Annotated in this window: 23 protein-coding genes and 5 pseudogenes; 9 read left to right on the top strand and 19 right to left on the bottom strand. The window is 65.3% G+C overall.

Annotated features, from left to right (window positions below; genetic code table 11):
• Positions 1-15 precede the first annotated feature (15 nt).
• The 4 genes and pseudogenes from E6W36_RS06760 to E6W36_RS06775 form a co-directional block, all read right to left on the bottom strand.
• Positions 16-302 (bottom strand): annotated as a pseudogene (locus E6W36_RS06760) (co-chaperone GroES).
• Positions 303-483: 181 nt separating this feature from the next.
• Positions 484-777, bottom strand: coding sequence for an acyltransferase family protein (locus E6W36_RS06765; RefSeq protein WP_222874144.1), 294 nt, complete (start codon positions 775-777; stop codon positions 484-486).
• 177 nt (positions 778-954) lie between these two features.
• Positions 955-1,437 (bottom strand): acyltransferase family protein, encoded by a 483-nt coding sequence (locus E6W36_RS06770; RefSeq protein ID WP_222874145.1) that lies wholly within the window; start codon positions 1,435-1,437, stop codon positions 955-957.
• Positions 1,434-1,595 (bottom strand): hypothetical protein, encoded by a 162-nt coding sequence (locus E6W36_RS06775; protein WP_222874146.1) that lies wholly within the window; start codon positions 1,593-1,595, stop codon positions 1,434-1,436. The genes E6W36_RS06770 and E6W36_RS06775 overlap by 4 nt, the downstream gene beginning before the upstream one ends.
• A gap of 89 nt (positions 1,596-1,684) precedes the next feature.
• Here E6W36_RS06775 and E6W36_RS06780 point away from each other — a divergent pair, with 89 nt between their 5' ends.
• From E6W36_RS06780 to sppA, 3 genes are all read left to right on the top strand, one after another.
• On the top strand, positions 1,685-2,071 hold the full coding sequence (locus E6W36_RS06780; protein WP_222874147.1) for a hypothetical protein: 387 nt from the start codon (positions 1,685-1,687) through the stop codon (positions 2,069-2,071).
• A complete protein-coding gene (locus E6W36_RS06785; RefSeq protein ID WP_222874148.1) occupies positions 2,068-2,526 on the top strand; it encodes a S49 family peptidase in 459 nt (152 codons plus the stop codon). Before E6W36_RS06780 ends, E6W36_RS06785 begins: the two co-directional genes overlap by 4 nt.
• Before the next feature lie 193 nt (positions 2,527-2,719).
• Positions 2,720-3,547, top strand: coding sequence for a signal peptide peptidase SppA (sppA, locus tag E6W36_RS06790; RefSeq protein ID WP_222874149.1), 828 nt, complete (start codon positions 2,720-2,722; stop codon positions 3,545-3,547).
• Between the two features lie 11 nt (positions 3,548-3,558).
• Here the strand turns inward: sppA and E6W36_RS06795 are convergent, their stop codons facing one another.
• From E6W36_RS06795 to argC, 3 genes are read right to left on the bottom strand one after another with little or no spacing between them, the layout of a single operon-like run.
• Positions 3,559-4,782 (bottom strand): DUF445 domain-containing protein, encoded by a 1,224-nt coding sequence (locus E6W36_RS06795; protein ID WP_222874150.1) that lies wholly within the window; start codon positions 4,780-4,782, stop codon positions 3,559-3,561.
• Positions 4,779-5,303, bottom strand: a complete 525-nt coding sequence (locus tag E6W36_RS06800) for a gamma carbonic anhydrase family protein (protein WP_222874151.1) — start codon at positions 5,301-5,303, stop codon at positions 4,779-4,781. The genes E6W36_RS06795 and E6W36_RS06800 overlap by 4 nt, the downstream gene beginning before the upstream one ends.
• Positions 5,304-5,334: 31 nt before the next feature.
• Positions 5,335-6,378 carry an N-acetyl-gamma-glutamyl-phosphate reductase gene (argC, locus tag E6W36_RS06805; protein ID WP_222874152.1) on the bottom strand — a complete coding sequence of 348 codons (1,044 nt, stop codon included), beginning with the start codon at positions 6,376-6,378 and terminating at the stop codon, positions 5,335-5,337.
• A 272-nt stretch (positions 6,379-6,650) separates the two neighbouring features.
• Between argC and E6W36_RS06810 the strand changes: the two genes are divergently transcribed.
• Complete coding sequence (locus E6W36_RS06810; protein WP_222874153.1) at positions 6,651-7,151, top strand: hypothetical protein; 501 nt, start codon at positions 6,651-6,653, stop codon at positions 7,149-7,151.
• Between the two features lie 32 nt (positions 7,152-7,183).
• On the top strand, positions 7,184-7,321 hold the full coding sequence (locus E6W36_RS06815) for a PEP-CTERM sorting domain-containing protein (RefSeq protein WP_222874154.1): 138 nt from the start codon (positions 7,184-7,186) through the stop codon (positions 7,319-7,321).
• A gap of 119 nt (positions 7,322-7,440) precedes the next feature.
• Here the strand turns inward: E6W36_RS06815 and motA are convergent, their stop codons facing one another.
• The 7 genes and pseudogenes from motA to E6W36_RS06845 all read right to left on the bottom strand — a co-directional run bounded on the left by motA (position 7,441) and on the right by E6W36_RS06845 (position 13,508).
• Entirely contained in the window at positions 7,441-8,304 is an 864-nt protein-coding gene (motA, locus tag E6W36_RS06820; protein ID WP_222874155.1) for a flagellar motor stator protein MotA, read from the bottom strand.
• Between the two features lie 68 nt (positions 8,305-8,372).
• The gene (locus E6W36_RS06825) at positions 8,373-8,669 is read right to left on the bottom strand and encodes an acylphosphatase (RefSeq protein ID WP_222874156.1); all 297 of its coding nucleotides are present in this window, start codon (positions 8,667-8,669) and stop codon (positions 8,373-8,375) included.
• Positions 8,656-8,805, bottom strand: a complete 150-nt coding sequence (locus E6W36_RS23140; protein ID WP_425459697.1) for an acyl-CoA carboxylase biotin carboxyl carrier protein subunit — start codon at positions 8,803-8,805, stop codon at positions 8,656-8,658. The genes E6W36_RS06825 and E6W36_RS23140 overlap by 14 nt, the downstream gene beginning before the upstream one ends.
• Positions 8,763-10,640 carry an acetyl-CoA carboxylase biotin carboxylase subunit gene (locus tag E6W36_RS06830; protein WP_425459698.1) on the bottom strand — a complete coding sequence of 626 codons (1,878 nt, stop codon included), beginning with the start codon at positions 10,638-10,640 and terminating at the stop codon, positions 8,763-8,765. Before E6W36_RS06830 ends, E6W36_RS23140 begins: the two co-directional genes overlap by 43 nt.
• Before the next feature lie 388 nt (positions 10,641-11,028).
• Positions 11,029-12,548 (bottom strand): annotated as a pseudogene (locus E6W36_RS06835) (acyl-CoA carboxylase subunit beta).
• Between the two features lie 88 nt (positions 12,549-12,636).
• Positions 12,637-13,311, bottom strand: coding sequence for an ATP12 family chaperone protein (locus tag E6W36_RS06840; protein WP_246048206.1), 675 nt, complete (start codon positions 13,309-13,311; stop codon positions 12,637-12,639).
• Positions 13,308-13,508: a hypothetical protein gene (locus E6W36_RS06845; protein ID WP_222874157.1), complete on the bottom strand. Its 201-nt coding sequence runs from the start codon at positions 13,506-13,508 to the stop codon at positions 13,308-13,310. The genes E6W36_RS06840 and E6W36_RS06845 overlap by 4 nt, the downstream gene beginning before the upstream one ends.
• A 227-nt stretch (positions 13,509-13,735) precedes the next feature.
• On the opposite strand from E6W36_RS06845, the gene E6W36_RS06850 reads away from it, so the two are divergent.
• Positions 13,736-14,035, top strand: a complete 300-nt coding sequence (locus E6W36_RS06850; RefSeq protein WP_222874423.1) for a BrnA antitoxin family protein — start codon at positions 13,736-13,738, stop codon at positions 14,033-14,035.
• A gap of 7 nt (positions 14,036-14,042) precedes the next feature.
• Here E6W36_RS06850 and E6W36_RS06855 read toward each other — a convergent pair.
• The 5 genes and pseudogenes from E6W36_RS06855 to E6W36_RS06875 all read right to left on the bottom strand — a co-directional run bounded on the left by E6W36_RS06855 (position 14,043) and on the right by E6W36_RS06875 (position 17,332).
• Positions 14,043-14,706 (bottom strand): annotated as a pseudogene (locus E6W36_RS06855) (HAD-IA family hydrolase).
• 468 nt (positions 14,707-15,174) lie between these two features.
• Positions 15,175-15,858 (bottom strand): annotated as a pseudogene (locus E6W36_RS06860) (pseudouridine synthase); the annotation flags it as partial.
• Entirely contained in the window at positions 15,855-16,247 is a 393-nt protein-coding gene (gene crcB / locus E6W36_RS06865) for a fluoride efflux transporter CrcB (RefSeq protein WP_222874158.1), read from the bottom strand. The pseudogene E6W36_RS06860 and the gene crcB, both read right to left, overlap by 4 nt.
• 153 nt (positions 16,248-16,400) lie before the next feature.
• Complete coding sequence (locus E6W36_RS06870; protein WP_222874159.1) at positions 16,401-16,862, bottom strand: hypothetical protein; 462 nt, start codon at positions 16,860-16,862, stop codon at positions 16,401-16,403.
• Positions 16,805-17,332 carry a hypothetical protein gene (locus E6W36_RS06875; RefSeq protein ID WP_222874160.1) on the bottom strand — a complete coding sequence of 176 codons (528 nt, stop codon included), beginning with the start codon at positions 17,330-17,332 and terminating at the stop codon, positions 16,805-16,807. The genes E6W36_RS06870 and E6W36_RS06875 overlap by 58 nt, the downstream gene beginning before the upstream one ends.
• Positions 17,333-17,557: 225 nt before the next feature.
• Between E6W36_RS06875 and rlmN the strand changes: the two are divergent.
• The 3 genes and pseudogenes from rlmN (at position 17,558) to E6W36_RS06890 (ending at position 21,753) form a co-directional block, all read left to right on the top strand.
• Positions 17,558-18,738: pseudogene (rlmN, locus tag E6W36_RS06880) on the top strand (dual-specificity RNA methyltransferase RlmN).
• Between the two features lie 148 nt (positions 18,739-18,886).
• Positions 18,887-19,495, top strand: a complete 609-nt coding sequence (locus tag E6W36_RS06885) for a 2OG-Fe(II) oxygenase (RefSeq protein WP_246048207.1) — start codon at positions 18,887-18,889, stop codon at positions 19,493-19,495.
• Between the two features lie 170 nt (positions 19,496-19,665).
• Positions 19,666-21,753: a methyl-accepting chemotaxis protein gene (locus E6W36_RS06890; RefSeq protein ID WP_222874161.1), complete on the top strand. Its 2,088-nt coding sequence runs from the start codon at positions 19,666-19,668 to the stop codon at positions 21,751-21,753.
• The last annotated feature ends 332 nt before the right edge of the window (positions 21,754-22,085 follow it).

The raw sequence follows: 22,085 nt of genomic DNA on the forward strand, positions 1-22,085 counted from the left end.
AGCAGGGGAGGCGGGTTACTCGACGATGCCGAGAATGTCGCTTTCCTTCATGATCAGCAGGTCTTCGCCGTTCAGCTTGACCTCGGTGCCCGACCATTTGCCGAACAGGATCCGGTCGTTGGCCTTCACGTCCAGCGGGTTCAGCTTGCCGCTGTCATCGCGGGTGCCGGCGCCGACGGCGACAACGACGCCTTCCTGCGGCTTTTCCTTGGCGGTGTCCGGGATGATGATGCCGCCGGCGGTTTTTCCTCCGACTCAACGCGGCGAACGAGCACGCGATCGTGCAGTGGGCGGAAAGACATGTGCGTCTCCTCTCACAGGGTTGAAAGATGCGGGCTCCGGGGTTCGGTCCCCGTTTGCCCAGCGGGAACCTTTAGCACTCAAGCGGGTCGAGTGCTAACAGCGGGGATATGTAGAGCAGGGCGGAACGTGTCAAGGGGCGGCACCCGACTTTCGTGTGTGCAGAATTTGTTACGCGACCGGTTACGGCACGACCCGGTGCGCCCAGGCGAGCACAGGCTTTTCCACTAGCCGGTAGAGCAGCCAGGAGGTTGCCATCGCCACCGCAAGCGCAAGAAAGAACAGCACCTCCTGCGGCAGGACGGCGAACAGACCAAGGCGGGCAGCGACGGCATAAACATAGCCAACCGTGAAGATGTGACTGAGGTACAGCGAGTAGGAAATGGTGCCGAGAAAAGTCATCCAGCCCGGCAGCCTGTGGACATGCGGCGCAAGTAGCAGAAGCACGCCGAGCAGGGTGGCGCAGATGAAGCCCACGCCGATGAAGCGGGGATAATTGTGCCAATCGATGCCGGCGCTCGCCCAATAGGCGAAGAACCCGGCGCTGACTGCGCCATAAAGCAGCGTAAGCGGCAGGACGCCTGCCGTGGCGCATGGCCAGACCCAGCGCCATGCCGAGCAGAAAATTATTGTTGTACGGGTGGACCAGCATTTTCAGCCACGAGGGATCATCAAGCGCATCGCCGACATCTCCATGGAACAGGCGCACGCCATGCACGGCGACGAACCAAAAGCCCAGCAGCGCCAGGCCGGCCCGCCGGTTGAGCAGCACGCCGGCGAAGATCGTGTAGAACAGCAGCTCGAACTGCAGGGTCCAGGCCGGGCCGACGAAAGCTGCGCCGGCGGCAGCATGAACCACTGTTCAAGCAGCCAAGGGGCGGTGACAGTCGCCTTTTCCCGCTGCAGCAGCAGGTTCATCGCCAGCGCCGCGACGAAGACGACCCAATAGGTGGGCAGTACGCGGGTCAGCCGCCGCCAGGCATAGCGCGGCAGGCGATCCGGGCGGCTCATGTCCTTGTAGTGGACGAAGCAGATGATGAAGCCTGACAGCACGAAGAAGAAATCGACGCCGACGAACCCCTTCGAGAACAGGTCGTCGAAGGCGGGCCGGCCGCTGTACTGTTCGGGGCGCATCATGCCCCCGCATGCACCAGGAGTACCAGCAGCGCGGCCACGCCACGGCCGAACTCGACCAGCGCGATCCGGCCGCTAACGCCTGCTTGCCGGGTCGTGGTCTGGTGCATGCGCATCCCCTGCGTCAGTCCGGTGCCGTGGGGCGTTGAAAGGCCTTGCATCGCCTGCCCCAGCCCGGACATTAGCTTCTCTACAGAATAGGCCGGCGGCGGCAAGCGCGTCGGACATAACCCCGGGTCGAGAAGAGCGCATGTGGTCATTTTTGAAGGCCGTCTGGCAGGTGCTGGTCGGCATCAAGGACGTGGTGCTGACCGTCCTGGTGATTGGTTTGCTGCTGCTTGTGCTGCGTGCGGTGTTCGCGTCCGACACCGGGCCGGTGGTCGAGGACGGGGCGGTGCTGGCGCTCAGTATCGACGGATATGTCGTCGATCAGGCCAGCCCGACCGACCCGGCGAGCCTGATCGGCGGTGCCGCCTCGATACCGGTCGAGACCCGGCTGGGCGACCTGCTGGCCGGGATCCGCCAGGCGACCGAGGACAAGCGGGTTTCGGCGATCGCGCTTGAGCTCGATGGCTTTTCGGTGCCGGCCCGGCCGACCTGCAGTCGATCGCGCGGGCGCTCAAGGCGTTCAAGATGACTGGGCGGCCAATCTACGCCTATGCGCACTTCTATGCCGAGCCGCAGTATTATCTGGCGTCGCAGGCGGATGAGATCTGGATGCACCCGATGGGCGGGGTGCTGCTCTCCGGCTATGACGACCACCAGCTCTACTTCGCTTCGGCATTGAAGAAACTCGGCGTCACCGTGAATGTGTTCCGGGCCGGGCGGTACAAATCGGCGGTCGAACCCTATGAGCGGGACACCATGTCCGATGACGCGCGCGAGGCCAGTCAGGCGCTCCTGGGCACGCTCTGGGGCCAGTATAGCGCCGAGGTCGCGGCCAGTCGCAAGGCCAAGGGGTTCACGGTTGCACGCTTGACCAACGCCCTGCCGACCCAGGTCGAGCGGGCCGATGGCGATCTGGCCAAACTGGCCCTGGGGTCGGAGCGGTCGATACGCTTGGTACGAAGCGCGCGTTCGACGCCCATCTGACCGAGCTGGCAGGCGAAGGCGAAAACGCGGACGGGCTGGCATCCTACAAGCAGATCGCCCTGCAGGATTATCTCAACGCGACCGGGGCGGCGAACAGGGATGGCGACACTGCGGTCGGCATCGTCTATGTCAGCGGCGAAATCATCGATGGTGAGGCGCATCAAGCCGGGCGGGCGGCGCGACCGTCAGCCGGATGCTCTACCAGGCCGCCGAGGATGACAGCATCAAGGCAGTCGTGCTGCGGGTCAATTCGCCTGGCGGATCGACCACCGCCTCCGAGCAGATCCGCGAGGCGGTGACCGCGGTGCAGGACGCCGGCAAGCCCGTCGTCGTGTCGATGGGCACGGTCGCGGCATCCGGCGGCTACTGGGTGTCATCGACGTCGGATGAAATCTGGGCAGAGCCGGGCACCATCACCGGGTCGATCGGCGTCTTCGGCATGATCCCGACTTTCGAAGGGGCGCTGGCGAAGTTCGGCATCCAGTCGGACGGGTTCGGCACCACGCCGCTCTCCGGCTCCGAGGATTTGACCCGCCCGCTAGGCCAGGACGTCAGCGCCATTATCCAATCCTCCGTGACCCATACCTACCGCGAATTCCTGCGGCTGGTGTCGACAGGGCGCCGGCAACCGGTCGAGAAGGTCGATGCCATCGCGCAGGGACGCGTCTGGGTCGCGACCGATCTGAAGCGCTTCGGCCTGGTTGATAACCTGGGCGGCATCGAGGACGCGATCCAGGCGGCCGCCAAGCGCGCCAAGCTGAAGACATACGGCGTGCGCGACGTGGTGCCCGAGGAAGGCCTGGAGTCGCAGCTTGTGCGCCTGTTGCTGGCGTTCGGCGTCAAAGCACATGCGCCGCACAGGTCGGACGCCCTGACGCCGCTGCGACGCACTGCGGGTCAGATCGCAGCGCTCGGCCAGGTCGAGCGCGTGCTCGCCGGGCCGAGCGTGCAGGCAAGTTGCCTCGCGTGCATGAGCTTCCTGCCGCCGCCAGGGATGTACGCGCGCCGGCCGCAGTACTGAAAACGCTGCTGTCAGCCCAGTAATCGCGTCAAGGCATGCAGGGCGAGACCGACCAAGCCGCCGACCAGCGTGCCATTGATGCGGATGAACTGCAGGTCGCGGCCGACGCTCGTCTCAAGCCGCTCGACGATCGAGCGCGCATCCCACCCGCGCACGGTGCCGGCGACCAGCTCGGCGATGTCGCCGCCGTGGCGCGCCGCCAGCCGCTGCGCCCACTGGCGCAAATGGCTGTTGAGGGTTTCGCGTAGCGCGGCGTTGGCGGTGAGCGCTTCGCTCAAGCCGCCCAGAGCGTTCTCGATCAGCGCCACCAGATCGCTGTGATCCTGCGCCGTGCCGCCGGAAAGCCAGCGTTTGATGCCGTCCCACAGGTCTGCGGCGATGCCGGCAGCGGCGGGATGGTCGATGAGGCTTTGCTGGAACCGGGCGACATCTGCGCGGATGCCGGCATCATGGCGTAGGTCGTCGGCGAGCTGCGCCAGAAATTCCCGGACATGTCGCCGTGCGCTGTGATCCGGATCGTAGACGATAGCGCCGAGTTCGTCCCGCAAGGCGGCAAGCACGGCATCGGCAGCTTGGTCGTCCGCGCCGAGCGTGCGCCACAACCAGCCCGTGCGTCGGGTGATGCGGGCACGCAGGGTCGGCTCCTGCTCGGCAAGCAGTGCATAGGCGCGCTGGACCACCGCGTTCACCAGCGCCTCCTGCCGACCTTCCTTCAGCATCAGGTCCAACGCACCGCCGAGCAGGCTCGGCAAATCCAGCGCCAGGAGTTGGCGGCGTAGCGCTGCGCCGAGCGGCCGTGCGATCTGCGCGTCGCCAATCAGCGCCAGCAGGCGCGGCAGGGCGGCGGCGAAGGTCTGCGCGATCACGCGGCGTCGGCCGGGGCGTGCCAGCCAATGTGCCGCCGCCTGCGCGCGGTCCTGTGCATCGAGGTGCCGGGCGATGTCGTCCGGCTGCAGGAAGTTGTCGGCGAGGAACGCGCCGAGCCCGGCGGCGATCCGGTCCTTGCTGTTGGGGATCACGGCGGTGTGCGGGATCGGCAGGCCAAGCGGCCGGCGAAACAGGGCGGTGACTGCAAACCAGTCGGCCAGCCCGCCGATCATGGCGGCCTCCGCGAAGGCGCGTAGATAGCCGAGCGCCGGATAGTGCGTCTCGAAGGCGCGCGCGGCAAGGAACAGCGCCGCCATCAGCACCAGCAGGCCGGTCGCAAGCCGGCGCATCCGGCTCAGCTCCGTCACAGCGGCGCGAGCTCCTGCCGGTAATACTGGGCCAGATGCGTGTAATGCTGCACGCCCAGTCGATTGTACGCGATGTCCTGCTCGGTCAGGTCGCGCACATACTTGGCCGGACGGCCGAGCCAGAGCTGGCCGCGCGGAATGCGCTTGCCCGGGCCAAGAAGACTGCCAGCCCCGAGCATGGCATCACCCTCTATCACCGCGTCGTCGAGCACGATCGCCCCCATGCCGACGAAGGCGTGGCTCTCGAGCGTGCAGGCGTGGATGATCGCCTGATGCCCCACCAGCACGTCGTCGCCAATGGTCGTGCCGCTGTTCGGTGTTGTGATGTGGATGATCGTGCCGTCCTGGATGTTGGTGCGCGCGCCGATCCGGATACCCGGCGCATCGCCGCGCAGGACGCAGTTGAACCATATGGAAGAGCCGGCACCGATGGTGACATCGCCGATGATCTGCGCGCCCGGTGCGATGAAAGCGTCCGCCGCGATCGATGGCGCGCGGTTCCCCAGACGATAGATGGACATGCGCTCCTCCCAGCCCTATGAAAACACAACCCTATGGAAACAGCGGCGCCTGTTCCAGGCCCATGGCCTCAGGCAGGCCGAACATCAGGTTGAAATTCTGGATTGCCTGGCCGGACGATCCCTTCACCAGATTGTCGATCGCTGCAATTACCAGGGCGCGGCCGGGGATGCGGTCCGGGAAAACATTCAGCACACAGTGGTTGGAGCCGCGCACCATGCGGGTGGCAGGTGCCACGCCCTCTGGCAGCAGGTGCACGAACGGCGCATCGGCGTAGCGCGTTGCAAGCAGCGCGCGCAGATCGGCGACCGTCGCGCCGTTCGCCAGGTCGACGCTGGTGGTCACCAGTTCACCCCGGTTCATGGGGATCAGGTGCGGCGTGAAGCTGACCCGGAGCACCGCGCCCGCCGCGTCGCCGAGCGCCTGCTCCATCTCCGGCATGTGGCGGTGGCTGCCGATACCATAGGGATGCACCGCCTCTGCAACCTCGGTAAAGAGATTGGTTTCCTTGAGTGAGCGCCCGGCGCCGGTGACGCCGGACAATGCGTTGATGACGATGCGCTGCGGGTCGATCGCCTGCACAAGCGGCAGCAGCGCCAGCAGCGCCGCCGTCGGATAGCAGCCGGGGCAGGCGACCAGGCGCGCCTGTGCGATGTCTTCCGCGAAATGTTCAGTCAGGCCGTAAACGGCCTCTGCCTGGAGGGTGAGCGCGGCGTGCGGCGCGCCATACCATGCGGCATAGGTCTCAGGATCACGCAAACGGAAGTCGGCGGACAGGTCGATGACTTTGGGCGGGGCCGGGCGGTCAAAAATCCGGGCAATGATCTGCTGACTTGCGCCATGCGGCAGGCAGCCGAAGACGGCATCAATCGTCGGCCAGTCGATCGTGTCGACTGTCGCCATGTCCGGCAGCTGCGCCGCTTGGAAATGCGGCCAGACCGCTTGCGCGCTTTGGCCGGCCTTGCGTTCTGCAGCGAGCGCGGCGATTTCGATGGCCGGATGCGCAAGTGCCAAGCGGATCAGGTCAGCGCCGGTGTAGCCGGACGCACCGAGAATCGCGATCCTGATCTTCTGCACACGGCCTCCATTTCTGCACACTCAGGCGCTGTGAACTAGGGTTTCAGGCGCGGCTCCGCAAGGCGTTGCATCGCGCGCAAGGCCAAGCCTCGCATCGCCGTAAACATTCTGGAAACCAGGTTTTGCTAAGCCCGTACCGCAGGCGGTTTTTTCGCAGGCGGAACAAACTCTGGACTCCCAGGTCCTTAATTACTATTAGGCGAATCTGTTTATTCATGCGGGGTTTTATGCGTTCGCTTTCAATGTTGCTGGCTGCTGCAGCGGCAGTGGGTGTGACTGGGTCTGTCAATGCATCCGTCTACACCATCGACGATTTTGCCGTGATTCAAGGTCCGGTTACCGACGTGACCGGTGGTGGTGCCACCGTTAACGGTCCAGTCGCGCTCGACAGCGGCACGCGCACGATCAGCGTCGAGGCATTCAGCAGCTTTTCCAACCGCAGGGCTGAAGCCGGCGTCGATTTCGTGATCGGGGACGACGACGCGGCGCTCAGTATTTTCGCGATTTCCAACGGCGCGATCTCAAGATCCATCGTCAAGTTGAGCTACTTTCTGAACCCGATCGGCGGTTTCGATGGAGAGGGCCAGGCGTCCCTGCTGCTGAATTTCCTGGCAAACGATCCGGGTGCCGGCGACACGACGTCCCTCGAGATCACGATCCCGAACGCGAACCTCGGTTCGTTCGCCATCCCGGCCATCCCGCCGGCCTCGAACCTGGTGTCGATCGTGCTGAATACGGCGCAAAAGCGGCCCTGGTTGCGGGCGGTCCGCTGATCTTCACTTTCGACGGCTCGAACGCCTTTGACGTGGCGCTGGACAACATCAGCCTGATTTCTGGAGACACTGAGACGCAACCGCCGCAAGTGCCGGAACCGGCCACCTTGCTGACGATGGCTTCTGGCCTGATCCTTGGTGGCATCGGTCTGCGTCGTCGCAAGCGCTAGAGCCTGATCGGTTGAGGTTGAAGCATATGTGCTTCAACCGAGGGCGTGAATCAGGCTCTTATCAACAATTTAGACCATGATTCACGTTTCAGATTGATTCAATCTGAAACGATCAAGGTCTAGGCGAGGTCGTTGGGCAGGCCGTTGATCGCTTCTTCCAGTTCTGCGAAGGTGGGGCCATGGCGGTGGGCGTGTTGCGGCGGCCGACTTCGACCGAGACCTGCGGCGCCAGCCTGCAGGTGCGCGACCAGCATGATCTTCACCAGGTCGAACGGCTTACTATCCGCTTCCATGACCTGGCCGAGGCGGTTGGCGATCGGACCCACCACGCAATAGGACAGCAGCACCCCGAGGAACGTCCCGGTCAACGCGCCGCCGATCAGGGCGCCGAGCACCTCGGTCGGCTGGTCGATCGAGCCCATGGTCTTGATGACCCCGAGCACGGCCGCGACGATCCCGATCGCCGGCAGACCTTCTGACATGTTGACCAGCGAGTGCTGGATCGCATGCTCTTCCTTGTGGTGCTTTTCGATGTCCTGCTCCATGGCCGATTCGACCTGATGCGGGTCCTCGAAGTTCATGGTCATCATGCGCAGGTAGTCGCAGATGAAATCCAACAGGTGATGGTCCTTGGCGATCTTGGGGAAATTCTGGAAGATCTTCGATTCTTCCGGGCGTTCGATATGACCCTCGATGGCGACGACGCCCTTGGCGCGGATCGTCTTCATCAGGATGAACATGAGGCAGAGCAGGTCCGCGAAATCCTGCTTCTTCCAGCTCTCGCCCTTGAAGGCGCGCCCCAGACCGCCGCCGGCGAGGATGCCCATGGAGTTGGCGACGATGAAGGCACCGACAGCGGCGCCGGCGATCGCCATCATTTCGTGCGGGAGCGCGTGCATGATGATTTCGAACTTGCCGCCCGAGATCACATAGCTGCCGAACACGCAGCCCATAACGACTGCCAGGCCGATGATAATAAACATAGTCCGGTACAGACCCTGGATGTGGATACGTCTGCCGCCACCATGGCGCTGTTAGGGTTAAGGCGGACTTAAACCGTTGGCTTGCGCGTGAAACCGTCCGGCGCAACACCCCGCGCCGGTTCGATCGTCACGGCGTCGACCCGGGCAAGCGGCGGCCCGCGCCGCACGGAGGCCAGCAGCAACTCCACATCGCCCGCCGGCCCGATCACCAGCGCCTCGACGCTGCCGTCAAGCCGGTTGCGCACCCAGCCATTCAAGCCAAGGCGGCGCGCGGACCGGACCGTCCAGTCGCGAAACCCCACGCCCTGCACCTTGCCGGTGATAACCAGCCGGTGCGCGACGAGGTCAGCTTCACTCGAATTCAAGGATCACCTCATCGACCGCCAGACTTTGGCCCGCTGCGGCGTGAACGGCCTTGATGCGCGCCTTCTTCTCGGCGCGCAGGATGTTCTGCATCTTCATCGCCTCGACCACCGCCAGCGGCTGCCCGGCTTCGACCATATCGCCCTCAGCTGCATCGATCGAGACCACGAGGCCCGGCATGGGGCAGCGGAGCTGGCGCGAAAGGTCGGGCGGCGTTTTTCGATCATGTGTTGCGCCAGCCCGTGCGCGCGCGGCGTATGAACGGCGATGGCGCGCGACAGGCCGCGCACCGTCAGGCGATAGCCGCGCGACAGGCGTTCGACCTCGGCTGCGAACGGCGCGCCGTTCATTGTCGCCGAGAAGAGCATCTGCCCGGGGCGCCAGTCCGTTTCCACGGCATAGGTTTCTTCGCCGATGCGCGCCGTCCGGCCCTCGATCCGCACTGCATGGGCCGTGCCGTCGATCACCGCGATCCACTCCGGCCCGAACTCCGCACCATGACCGTTCAACTGGCCCTCGATTCTCTGGGCATATTTGTTGGCGATGTCCGCCATCAGGCAGGCGGCGACCGCCATGCGGCTTGCCAGCGCGGGCGTCAGCGGCGTGCCGGTGAAGCCTTCGGGATATTCCTCGCCGATAAAGGCGGTGGTGGCACCACCTGCACGGAACCGCGGATGCTGCATCACGGCAGCGAGGAAGTCGCGGTTGTGGCGGATGCCCTGGACGACATAGCGATCGAGCGCGTCGAGCTGCAGGTCGGCGGCGGCGTCGCGGGTCGGGGCCCAGGTGATCAGCTTGGCGATCATCGGGTCGTAGAACATCGAGATTTCGGAGCCTTCAACCACGCCGGCATCGACGCGGATGTTGGCGTCCGGCGTTGTAACCGGCTGCGGCTCACGGTAGCGCGTCAGGCGGCCGATCGAGGGCAGGAAGCCGCGATAGGGGTCTTCCGCGTACAGGCGGCTTTCCATCGCCCAGCCGTTCAGTTTGACCTGCGCCTGGGTGAAGCCGAGCGGCTCGCCGGAGGCGACGCGGATCATCTGTTCGACCAGGTCGAGGCCCGTGATCATCTCCGTCACCGGATGCTCGACCTGCAGGCGGGTGTTCATCTCGAGGAAGTAGAAGCTGCGGTCCTTGCCGACGATGAACTCGACCGTGCCGGCGGAAAAATAGCCGACGGCGCGGGACAGCGCGACCGCCTGCTCGCCCATCGCCTGGCGCATCTCCGGCGTGACGAACGGCGAGGGCGCTTCCTCGACCACCTTCTGGTGCCGGCGCTGGATCGAGCAGTCCCGCTCGCCGAGGTAGACGATATTGCCCTGCTGGTCGCCGAGCACCTGGATTTCGATGTGGCGCGGCTCGACCACGAACTTCTCGATGAACACCCGGTCGTCGCCGAAGCTGGCGCGCGCCTCGGCCCGCACGTTCTCGAAAGTCTCGCGCACGTCCTTCGCGCTGTAGGCGAGCCGCATGCCCTTGCCGCCGCCGCCGGCGGACGCCTTCATCATGACCGGATAGCCGATGTCGTCGGCGATGCGCACCGCATGATCGGTATCGGTAATCTCGCCGACAAAGCCCGGCACGACCGAGACGCCGGCGGCATGTGCGAGCTTCTTCGATTCGATCTTGTCGCCCATGGCGGCGATGGCGCCGGGCGGCGGGCCGATGAACGTGATGCCGTTGTCCGCGCAGGCCTTGGCGAACCATTCCCGCTCGGACAGGAAGCCGTACCCCGGGTGCACCGCGTCGGCCCCGGTCCGCCTGCAGGCGGCGATGATCTTCTCGCCCAGCAGATAGGACTCGGCGGCGGGCGGCGGGCCCAGGTGCACGGCTTCATCCGCCATTTCGACGTGCAGGGCGGCGGCGTCCGCGTCCGAATACACGGCGACCGTTTTGATGCCGAGCTTGCGCGCCGTGCGGATGACCCGGCAGGCGATCTCGCCGCGATTGGCGATCAGGATCTTCCTGAGCATGTATGTCTCCAAGTTCTCATACTGCGGACTCACGGGCCACCGTTCAAAGTGGCATGATACGCTTCATAAATTGATCGAATAGCGGAACTGTAAAGGCAGTATCCCCATGAGCGGGACTGAAAATCATCCCTTTTTGATCAGGCTGTTTCGTAGTGGGGCTACTGTTTGTACTGCGGCACTCATAGTCTCAGCGATATCACCAGATCGATGAGGCCCCGGCCCAAGCTGCGCCATCACCCGAAGGTAGGTTTTCTCACAACGCTGGTGGCGGAGAGCCTGCACCTGGAACAAACGGATTGCGGAGGGTCCATGTATTGCCTTCTTACTCTAGTTTATCGAAAAACACATAAACTGATATAAACTTTGCATACATCAATACGCCGCGCGCTCACAGCGGAATGTTGTCGTGCTTCTTCCAGGGTTTTCCAGTGTCTTGGTGCGCAGCCCGATGGCGATGCGCCGACGGGTCGAATGCGGCATGATCACTTCGTCGATGAAGCCCTTGGCTGCCGCGACGAACGGGTTGGCGAAGCGCGCCTGGTATTCGGCGGTGCGCTCGGCGATGGCCTGCGGATCGCCGATATCCTTGCGGAAGATGATCTCGACCGCGCCCTTGGCACCCATCACGGCGATTTCAGCGCTTGGCCAGGCGTAGTTCAGGTCGCCGCGCAGGTGCTTGGACGCCATGACGTCATAGGCCCCGCCATAGGCCTTGCGGGTGATGACGGTGATCTTCGGTACGGTCGCCTCCGCATAGGCGAACAGCAGCTTGGCGCCGTTCTTGATGATGCCGTTATGCTCCTGGGCGACACCCGGCAGGAATCCCGGCACGTCGACGAAGGTGACGATCGGGATCGAGAAGGCGTCGCAGAAGCGCACGAACCGCCCGGCCTTCTTGCTGGCGGCGATGTCAAGGCAGCCGGCCAGCACCATCGGCTGGTTGGCAACGAAGCCCACCGGGTGGCCCTCGATGCGCCCGAAGCCGATGACGATGTTGCCCGCGTGCCCCGGCTGCAGCTCGAAGAAGTCGGCGTCGTCGACCACCTTCAGGATCAGCTCCTTGATATCGTAGGGCTTGTTCGGATTGTCCGGAATCAGAGTGTCAAGGCTCATCTCGACGCGCATCGGGTCGTCGTCGGACTCGCGGTAGGGCGGGTCCATGCGGTTGTTCAGCGGCAGAAAATCGAAGAAGCGCCGGGCCTCCAGCAGCGCCTCGACATCGTTTTCCAGCGCCAGATCGGCGACGCCGGATTTGGTCGAGTGGGTGACAGCGCCGCCCAGTTCCTCCTGGGTGACGATCTCGTTGGTCACCGTCTTCACCACATCCGGGCCGGTGACGAACATGTAGCTTGAGTCCTTCACCATGAAGATGAAGTCGGTCATGGCCGGGGAATAGACAGCCCCCGCGCATGGCCCCATGATGACGGACAATTGCGGCACCACGCCGCTCGCCAGCACGTTGCGCTGGAACACCTCGGCATAGCCGCCGAGCGAGGCCACGCCCTCCTGGATGCGCGCGCCGCCGGAATCGTTAAGACCGATGACCGGCGCGCCGACCTTCAATGCCATATCCATGATCTTGCAGATTTTCTGGGCATGGCGTTCGGAGAGCGAGCCGCCGAACACGGTGAAATCCTGGCTGAACACGAAGGTCAGACGGCCGTTGATGGTGCCGGAGCCGGTGACCACGCCATCGCCGGGCACCACGGTCTCCTGCATGCCGAAGTCGACGCAGTTGTGCTCGACATACATGTCCAGCTCCTCGAACGAACCGGGGTCGAGCAGCAGATCGAGGCGTTCGCGCGCAGTGAGCCGGCCCTTGGCGTGCTGGGCGTCGATGCGGGCCTGGCCGCCGCCCATGCGCGCGCCTTCGCGCCGCCGCTCCAGTTCTTCGATGACTTTCAGCATGGTCGCCTCCCCGAAAACTGCTTGTGCCGCACATGCATGCCCGATCAATCCGACGATGGTCCATGGACGTCGGCGAGAAGGCGCAAAATTATTGCCGCCGTGTCAAGGTCGGCGCGCCGCGCGGCACGCGCCTTGGCGGCCTCCGGTCTTCGCCCCACTGTTCGGCCTGGTAGAGATCGTCGAGCTGACCCGCGGCCCAGGCACGTTCCGGGTCGATCGCGCCGTCCGCGAACATCAGCCCGAGGATCAGCGAGCCGGTCACGGTCGTCGCCATGTGCGTGGCTGCCAGCGTCCAGGGATCGAGCGCATGGACGGCGGCCGACAGGCGCGCGCGCGTCGCCGGCGCCTGCGGGATCGGCATGACGCCGGCGCCGATCGTCAGGGCAATGTCGAAGCGCCGGTTCGCCCAGTCGATCAGCGGGTCCCAGGCGGCGGCCTGCCGCGCGACCAGATCGGCCGGCCAGTCGGCCCGGTGGCACAACAGGTCGCTGGCGGCGTAGTTCGCGATTGCGTCCGCGACCGGCCCCGGGCTGGCCAGGATACCGTCTAGCACGGTGTTGGCGAGGCGGGTGATCGGCATCGATTTGGGGTCGACGGTCTCGCCCTGGCCCGCCCATTCGGCGGCGATGGCGTGCGCGAGCGCCACGGTCGGCAGCGCCAGCACGGCGCGGCCCGGCGTGCGGACGGGGCGACCGTCCAGCAGCACGGCATGACCGTCCCCGGTCGCCGCAACGCTGACCGCTGAATAGAAGCGGCGGGTCATCGCCGGACCCTGTGGGCGATCCGCGGGCCGATCAGCACGTAGATCAAGCCGACGCCGAACGCCGCCGCGGCCTGGCCCGGTTCCGGGTCACCGACCAGTTCGGTCCAGGCGATCAGCGGCGACAGCAGCAGCAACGCCCAGCCGGCAACGTGCAGCGAAGTTCCGAGCGACCGGCGCGAATCGTGACGCCGCTTCATAGCCAGGCACGTCCTCTGTTAGTAAATCCGCTCGTGGTGAGCTGGACGAACCACGAGCCGCTCAGCCCTTCGTCAAGCTCAGGGTGAGCGGCAAAATTTCATAGGCAGACAGGACCCTCAGATCTGATTGTGTTACTCGCGATCTATCAGGATCGTGTTCACCCTGCGTGGCCAGGTGATGCGGCTGATCAGCTTTCGCCGGGCGCGGGACAAGGAGATGCGGCGCTATGGTCGATAAAATCGAAGGCAGAACGCCGGAACCGGATGGCGATGACGATAGCCCGGAGTGGACGGACGCCATGTTTGCGCGCGCCAAGCCAGCCGGCGAGATGCTGCCTCCGGACGCTGCGGCATTGCTGCTGCGCCGGCGTGGCAGGCCACGCATCACGGAGTCGATGCGCAAGCGCCAGGTGACCCTGCGGCTCGCTCCGGATGTCATTGCAGCGCTGCGCGCAACCGGCCCCGGCTGGATGGCGCGGGCGGAAGCCATGTTGCGGGCGGGGCTGGCGCTCGACGAAGGGAAATAACGCCGCTTCATGCCGCCCACCGGCGCAGGACGTCGCGTAGCTCGGCGGCCGTGTCGACGATCGCGTGGCGCCGGCATCCGCCAGTTCTTCCGGCGCATGATAGCCCCAGGCGACGCCCAGCCCCAGGCTGCCGGCGGCCCGCGCCATGTCGATGTCGAACACGGTGTCGCCGATCATCACGGTGGTGGCGGGGCGTGGCCGACGTCCAGCATCGCCGCCTCCAGCATCGAGGGGTGCGGCTTGGACGGGTGGCGATCCGCAGTCTGCAGGGTGTGGAAGTAACGCTTGAGGCCGTGGCGCTCGAGGCAGAGCTGCAGGCCGCGATCGGACTTGCCGGTTGCGACGCCAAGCTGGAAGCCGGCCTCCGCCAGCTCGACCACCAGATCAGCGATGCCGTCGAACAGCGGCTCCTCCTCCAGCGCACCGTCCGCGCGCAGGCGCTGGAACGCACCCTTGTAATCATGGGCCATCGCAACCTGCTGGTCCGCAGCGGCGTCCGGCAGCAGTGCCTGCATGGCCTCGACCAGCGACAGGCCGACCACCCGCCGCACCCGCGCGGGGTCCGGCGCGTCCAGCCCATGGTGGGCGAATGTCGAGGCCATGGCGCGGATGATGTTGGCCTGGCTGTCGACCAGCGTGCCGTCGCAATCGAAGACGATCAGCCGCGGCATGCGGTCACCGCTTGCCGCGCGGGCCGGGTCGTCCCGCACCGCGCCGTCCGGTGGGGCGCGCCCGCTGGCTGTGCGCGCGGGCTTTCTCGGTCCAGCGCTCGCCGGGCCGGGGGCGCGTGCGACCTTGGGTTTCCTGCCGCCATGTTCGGCCGCCAGCAGGTCCTCGTCATCAAACGCTGCCCCGATGGGGTCGAGGTTCTCGATCAGGTCCGGCTCGAAGCCGAGCGTCGCAAAACTCTCGAGCATGTGGGCGGGTGCGCCTGCACGCAGGCTGAGCGGCGCGCCGTCCGGGTGCGCCAAAGTCAGCGAGCGGGCGTGCAGATGCAGCTTGCGGCTGATCGATCCGGTCAGGAACGCGGCCGGGCCGCCGTATTTCGCATCGCCGACGATCGGGCAGCCGAGCACTTCCGCGCAGTGGACGCGCAGCTGGTGGGTGCGGCCGGTCAAGGGCTGCAGCTCCAGCCAGGCGGCCTTGTTGCCAGCGCGCTCGATGACCCGGTAGCGGGTGCGCGCGGCCTGACCGGTCTTTTCGTCGACCGTCATCTTCTCGCCGCCGGTGCCCGGCTGCTTGGCGAGCGCGGCGACGATCAGCCCATGATCGAGCTTGGGCACGCCGGCGACCAGCGCCCAGTAGACCTTGCGGGTCGCGCGGTCCGCGAACGCCTTGGCGAAGAAGGCGGCAGCGCGCGGCGTGCGCGCCAGCAGCAGCACGCCGGAGGTGTCCTTGTCCAGCCGGTGCACCAGCTTCGGACGCTCCTCCTGCTCGAAAGTCAGGGCATCGAGCAGGCCATCGACATGGCGCACGGTGCGGGTGCCGCCCTGGGTTGCCAGGCCCGGCGCCTTGTTGAGCACCAGTGCATGGGGGTCCCGGTGGATCACCATGGCCTGGGCATAGGCTGCATCCTCTGCCGAGACCGGCGCGCGGGCCGCGCGGACGGGCGCGCCCTCGACATCCGGATCGACATCCGGCGCGACCAGAAGCTGGCCTTTGACCACCCGGTCGCCGATGTCGGCTCTTGCGCCGTTGAGCGTCACCTTGCCCTGGCGGGTCCAGCGCGACAGCAGCGCGTGCGGCACCTCCGGCCGGTGGCGCTTGAACCAGCGGTCGAGCCGGATGCCGTCGTCGTCGCCGCGGATATAGGCCTGGCTCATGCGCGCAGCCCTTTCGCCAGCGCCAGGCCGGCGAACACGGCCAGAACGCTGAACACAACCGACCCAAGCATATAGCCGAACGCGGCACCCGTCTGGCCGCGTTGCAGCAGCTCGGCGGTCTCCAGCGAGAAGGCTGAGAAGGTGGTGAAGCCGCCGAGGAACCCGGTCGTCGCCAGCAGACGCACCGCCGGGTCGACCGCGCGCCCTGCCAGCAGCGCCACGATGAGGCCCATCAGCAGGCCGCCCAGGACATTGACCGCCAGCGTGCCCCACGGAAAGTTCGTGCCGAGCAGCTGCGACACGGCGCGGCTCATCAACATACGCACAACAGCCCCAAGGCCGCCACCGAGCGCCACATAGATCAATCCCGCAGGATACAGCGTGTTCATTCCCAAGGCTTGTGCCACAGCAGCGCCGCAGGGCAAGCGTTAAACGCGGCAGACCTGCGCGGTGCCGCACTCCGTTCCCGACAGGTGGTGCATCAGAGCCTGATCGGTTGAGGCGGAAAACATGATTGCTTCAACCGATGGCGTGAACATGGTCTAGCGCTGCGCCGTCTGCGCGCCGTCGAGGTTGCAGGTCAGCAGCCAGCGCCGACCCGGTTTGTCCAGCTCGACCCGACTGCACCGGTCCAGCAGGTCCGCACCGAAGAGCAGCCATGCCGGCCGCTTGTCCTTCTTCTTGTCGGCGCTGACGGTGATGGTGTCCAGTTCGTCTTCGGGCGTCGAGGTGCCGGCCTTGGCCTGCGCGTCGAGTTCCTTGGCGCGCGCTTCGGAAATCCGCGCCGCCGGCTGCAGCAGCGGCAGCCCGGCGACCGATGCACCCGGCGCCGGGGCCAGGCGCTCGAACGGCAGCGCGACACCCGGAAGCGGACCCCAAAGCCCGACCGAGCCGGCGCGGCGCACCAGCCCGGCGTCCTGCAGGGCTTTGGCCGTCCTTGCGCTCATCATGGTCTGCGCCGACCGGAAGTCGAAGACGATGTCCACATGCAGATCGCCGAGCATGACTTCCCCACCGGATCGTCCTTGCTCTTGAACGCCAGCGTGAAGGTCTGCCCGCCTTTCGGAGCCTGCGGCCGCACGATGACGACCCGTGCGGCGTTCACATCCATGGCACCGATCAGGCCGTCGGTTTCCGCGCTGATGGTCTTGTCGATCCAGAGGGCGTACATGCCGTCCTTTGGCAGATCGCCAACCGCGACATCGTAGCGGTTGCCGCGCACCAGCGCGGAGCCGCCGGGGAAGATGTTGCCCTTGACCCTTTGCTTGCCGATGATCGGGAAGGCCTTGAGCCGGGCGCGCTCGCCGGCCGGCTGGTTCAGCACCAGCGCGCCATTGAGCAGCAGGGACACCTGCACGGTGAGCGTCGATTTCTTGATGTAAACCGGGACAACCGGCACCGGATCGGCCGTCAGTTCGTAAACCGGCGGAATGGCTTGCCGCGCGGCGGCGGGCGAAGCGGCGAGCAACGCCATAAGAAAAACGACGAATCATAGAGCCTTTCCGACTGAGATTGAGGCGCTTGTGTTGAAGTGGCTCAAACGAAAGCGATAAGAAAGGCTCTCACTCTTTGTGTAGACCCTTCCCGATCAACTGTACTGCTCCCCTACTGCACGTCAGCCGCCGCGCACGCACACACCGGTGAAGCGGTGGCGATTTGCGTCAATATGTTTTATGGAACGCGTTTTGAAAGGCGCAGAATGCAGATTCCCGGCTACATCGACCCCGTGCCCGTACCGCGCACCGCGCCAAGCACGGATGGTCGCACCGACATTCTCGGCCTGTCGCGCACCGAGTTGCGGACCGCGTTGATCGCAGCCGGCGTGCCGGAAGCGCAGGCGCGCATGCGCACCGCGCAGGTGTGGGGCTGGGTGTTCAATCGCGGCGTCACCGATTTCGGCGCAATGGCCAACATCGCCAAGGACACCCGGACGCTGCTGGAACAGCACTTCGTCATTGACCGGCCTGAAGTGGTGACCGCGCAGATCTCCGAGGACGGTACGCGCAAATGGCTGCTGCGCACGGCCGACGCGCAGGAATATGAGATGGTGTTCATCCCGGATGCGGACCGGGGCACCCTGTGCGTCTCCAGCCAGGTTGGCTGCACGCTCACCTGCCGCTTCTGCCACACCGGCACCATGAAGCTGGTGCGCAACCTGACACCTGCCGAAATCGTCGGTCAGGTGATGCTGGCGCGCGATGCGCTCGGCGAGTGGCCCTCGCCCACGGATGGCCGTCTGCTCACCAACATCGTCATGATGGGCATGGGCGAGCCGCTGTACAATTTCGACAATGTGAAGGCTGCGCTGGCGACCGTGATGGACGAGGAGGGCATTGCGCTTTCAAGCGACGGATCACGCTGTCCACATCCGGTGTGGTACCGATGATGGCGCGCGCCGGGGAGGAGATCGGCGTGAACCTCGCCGTCTCGCTACATGCCGTGACCAAGGACGTGCGCGACGAGATCGTCCCGATCAACCGCAAATACGGTATCGATGCGTTGCTGGCCGCCTGCGCCGCCTATCCCGGCGCCAACAACGCGCGCCGCATCACGTTTGAATATGTGATGCTGAAGGACAAGAACGACAGCGACGCGGACGCGCGCGAACTCGTGCGGCTGCTGCGGCATTACCGGATTCCGGCGAAGGTGAACCTCATTCCGTTCAATCCCTGGCCTGGTGCGCCTTACGAATGTTCGGACTGGAGCCGGATCGAGCGCTTCTCCGACATCGTGTTCCAGGCTGGCATCTCCGCGCCGATCCGCACGCCGCGCGGCCGCGACATCATGGCCGCGTGCGGTCAGTTGAAATCGGCCTCCAAGAAGGTGAGCCGCGCCGACCTCGACCGCCTGCACGCCGAGAAGGAAGCCGCCTATTCCTGACGTCGACTTCGCCCTCAACCCGGCGCTGGACCCAGCGGCATGCGCGCGCACGTTTGCGGCACGAGGGCGCGTGCATATCCCGGATTTTCTTGCCCCGGCATGCGCACAGGCACTCCATGCGCACCTGGACAGCGCCGAATGGTCGCTGGTGCTGAACAGCGGCGAAAAGGTCTTCGACCTGGGGCGGGAGGCGCGCACCGCCCTGACCCCTGACAAGCTCCAGAACCTGATGCTGGGTCTGCACCAGCAGGCGCGGGCGGGTTTTCAGTTCCTGTTCGAGAGCATTCGCGTACCTGAGGACGCGACGCAGCGCCGTGCCGACCCCACCCTGCTCAACCGGTTCGCCGACTTTATGAACACGCCGGAAACGCTGACGCTACTGCGAACCATCACCAACGTGCCTGCAATCGCCTTCGCTGATGCACAGGCGACCGCCTATGGACCCGGCCACTTCCTCACGACACACGACGATAACGTTGCCGGCAAGAACCGGTTCGCGGCCTATGTTATGAACCTCACGCCCGCCTGGACGCCAGACTGGGGCGGCCTGCTGCAGTTTCTTGATGGCGATCGGCATGTGGCGCAGGCTTGGACTCCGCGCTTCAACGCCCTGAACCTGTTTGCGGTGCCGCAGCCGCATGCCGTGACGCTGGTCGCCCCTTCGCGCCGACGCGACGAATCTCGGTCACAGGATGGTTGCGCGGCCTTTAACTGCTTTTTCTTTGCATTTATCCCGCCGAACCTGCGGCGGCATTAACGCTGTTCTAACGAACGCGATGTTATCAGCACTGCCAGCGGCTCGGCCTTCGACCGGATTGAACGGAGCGAACGCCAGGATCCGAATGTGGAGCGTCTATGTTAAAAAGCCTGCGTATCGGCACTAAAACAAACGTTTTTGTTGGGGTCGTTCTCACACTCATTCTATGCATGGCATTGGCGGTCGAGATTGCCAACCGGCGGATCATGCCTGCGGTCGCCAGTACGCGGATCGCCGTCGACATGATGTCTAAGGACTACATCCGCCTCAGCACGCTGGTGCACAGTATACGCCTGCATGTCGTGCAGGTTCAGCAATTTCTCACCGACGTTTCGGCGACCCGTGGTCTGAATGGACTGGACGATGGCCCGGCGGAGGCCGCGGAACACGCCAAGGCGTTCAAGGCGGACGCGTCTGAGGCCAAGAAACTGGCGCAAACGCTACATGATTCCCCTGCGACTGGCGCGACGGGCAAGGCGTATATGACGCAGATCATCAAGGCGATCGAGGCCGCCGAGGCATCCTTCCCCGCTTATTACGCCACCGGGCAGCGCATGAGCAGCCGCTACATCGCCGAAGGCCCAGACGGCGGCAACCAGCTGATGAGCGCGTTCGATGCGACCTCGGAGCGGATTCAGAATGACCTCGGCACCCTCGGCACCGTCATGATCGACGCACTGGCCGACGAGGCAAAGAATGAGGACGCAGAATTCGACAGGATCGACAGAATTTTGGCTCTGTCGCGCGGCGTCATGCTTGCGATTGCCGCTCTCGGCTTCATTCTGATGCTGGGCACGGCCCGGCTGATCCGCGCGTCCGTGGTCCAGCCGCTGTTGAAGTCGACCGACGCGCTGCGCGGCCTTGCGAACCAGGATCTGACGGTCGAAGCACCGGTCGTCGCGACGCGCGACGAAATCGGCGACATCGTGACGGCGATCGCCAGCCTGCGCGACCAGCTTCTCGCGGCGGAACGCCTGCGCGCCGAACAGGAGGACCTGCGGCAGCGTGCCGAAGAAGCGCAGCTGCAGGCGCTGCAGAAGGAACGCGACGCCGAGGCGCAGCGCGCTCTCGAACAGCAGGCAGCGAGCGACGCCCAGCGCGCCGCCGTCAGCAATGCGCTGCAGGGCATGGCGGAAGCGATCGAGCAGGAGCTGATCGCCAACGTCTCCGTGATCGGCAGCGAGGCCTCAAGCCTGCGTACTGCCGCGAGCGAATTGACCGACGCCAGCAGCACCGTCACCGCAAGTTCGCGCATGGCCAATGACAATGCGCAAAACGCCCTCGGCTCCGCTGAAGCCGTTGCCGCCGCCGCCGAGGAGATGTCGGCCGCCATCGATGAAATTTCCCGCCAGGTGCAGCGTTCCGCGTGCGTCAGCCGCGATGCGGTGAACGCCGCCAACCAGACCCGCGACGTCATCACCGGCCTGGTCAGCGCGACCCAGGATATCAGCGCCATCGTCGACAACATCAACCAGATCGCCGACCAGACCAATCTGCTGGCGCTGAACGCTACCATCGAGTCGGCGCGCGCAGGCGAGGCCGGACGTGGCTTCGCGGTTGTCGCTTCTGAAGTGAAAAGCCTGGCCGGACAGACCACGAAGCTCACGGAGTCGATCCGCGCGCAGGTCGCGACCGTGCAGGCCGTGGTCGACCAGGCGGTCGGCGCGATCGACGCCATCAACCGCCACATTACCGATGTCGACGAAAGCTCAAGCATGATCGCGGCCTCGATCGAACAGCAGTCGGTCGCGACCCGGGAGATCGCCTCCAGCGTGCAGGTCGCCGCCACCGCTGTCGCACATGTGGTCGACGGCATGGATACGGTCCGCGAAAACGCCGAACGTAGCACGGCGCGCGCCGAGGCCCTGAACAGCACGAGCGCCAAGCTCAGCGACAGCACGACCCGCTTGCGCGAGGAACTCATCAAGATCGTCCGTACCGTCGTTCCGGAAGTCGACCGCCGCAGCACACCGCGCAGCACGGTGCATCTGCGCGGGACGCTCCACGCCCCGCACGGACAGGGCAACTTCATGGCGCAAACTCTGGACCTGTCGCCCGCCGGGGCCAGAATCAGCCTGTCACCCGCGCCACAGAACCTGCCTGACAGCGTTTCGCTGAGTCTTGCCGATGTGCCCGGCCCCGTCCCGGCACGCGTCATCGAACTGTCGGGCGACACTGCCCGGCTGGCTTTCACCCCAAGTCCGGAGCAGCATGACATGTTGAAGCGTATCAGCTATCCCAAGGCGCAGGCAGCATGACCTGCGCGCGGATCCTTCTGGCCCTGGCCACCCTGACAAACGTTCTCGCTGGTTCAGCGCAGGCCGAACCAGAGCAGCCCCAGAGCAGCGCAAGGAAAAGCCCTACCCGGGCCAGACCACGATCATCAACGGCGCGCCGCTTGCCACCCCGGCCGTGTATGTCGACACGACGACGCATACCGGCCGCCCGGCCCGAGGCCGAGAAGTCCGACCCCGCGCAGCTTGATATCGTCTACACGGGAGAGAGTTTCTCTCTGGTGCGTGGCGGCGTGCGCAAGGGCACGCGCTATCTGGATAACCTCGATGTCACGGCCAATGTCGATTTCGACGCG

The organism is Hankyongella ginsenosidimutans, assembly GCF_005144965.1.
Taxonomy (GTDB): domain Bacteria; phylum Pseudomonadota; class Alphaproteobacteria; order Sphingomonadales; family Sphingomonadaceae; genus Hankyongella; species Hankyongella ginsenosidimutans.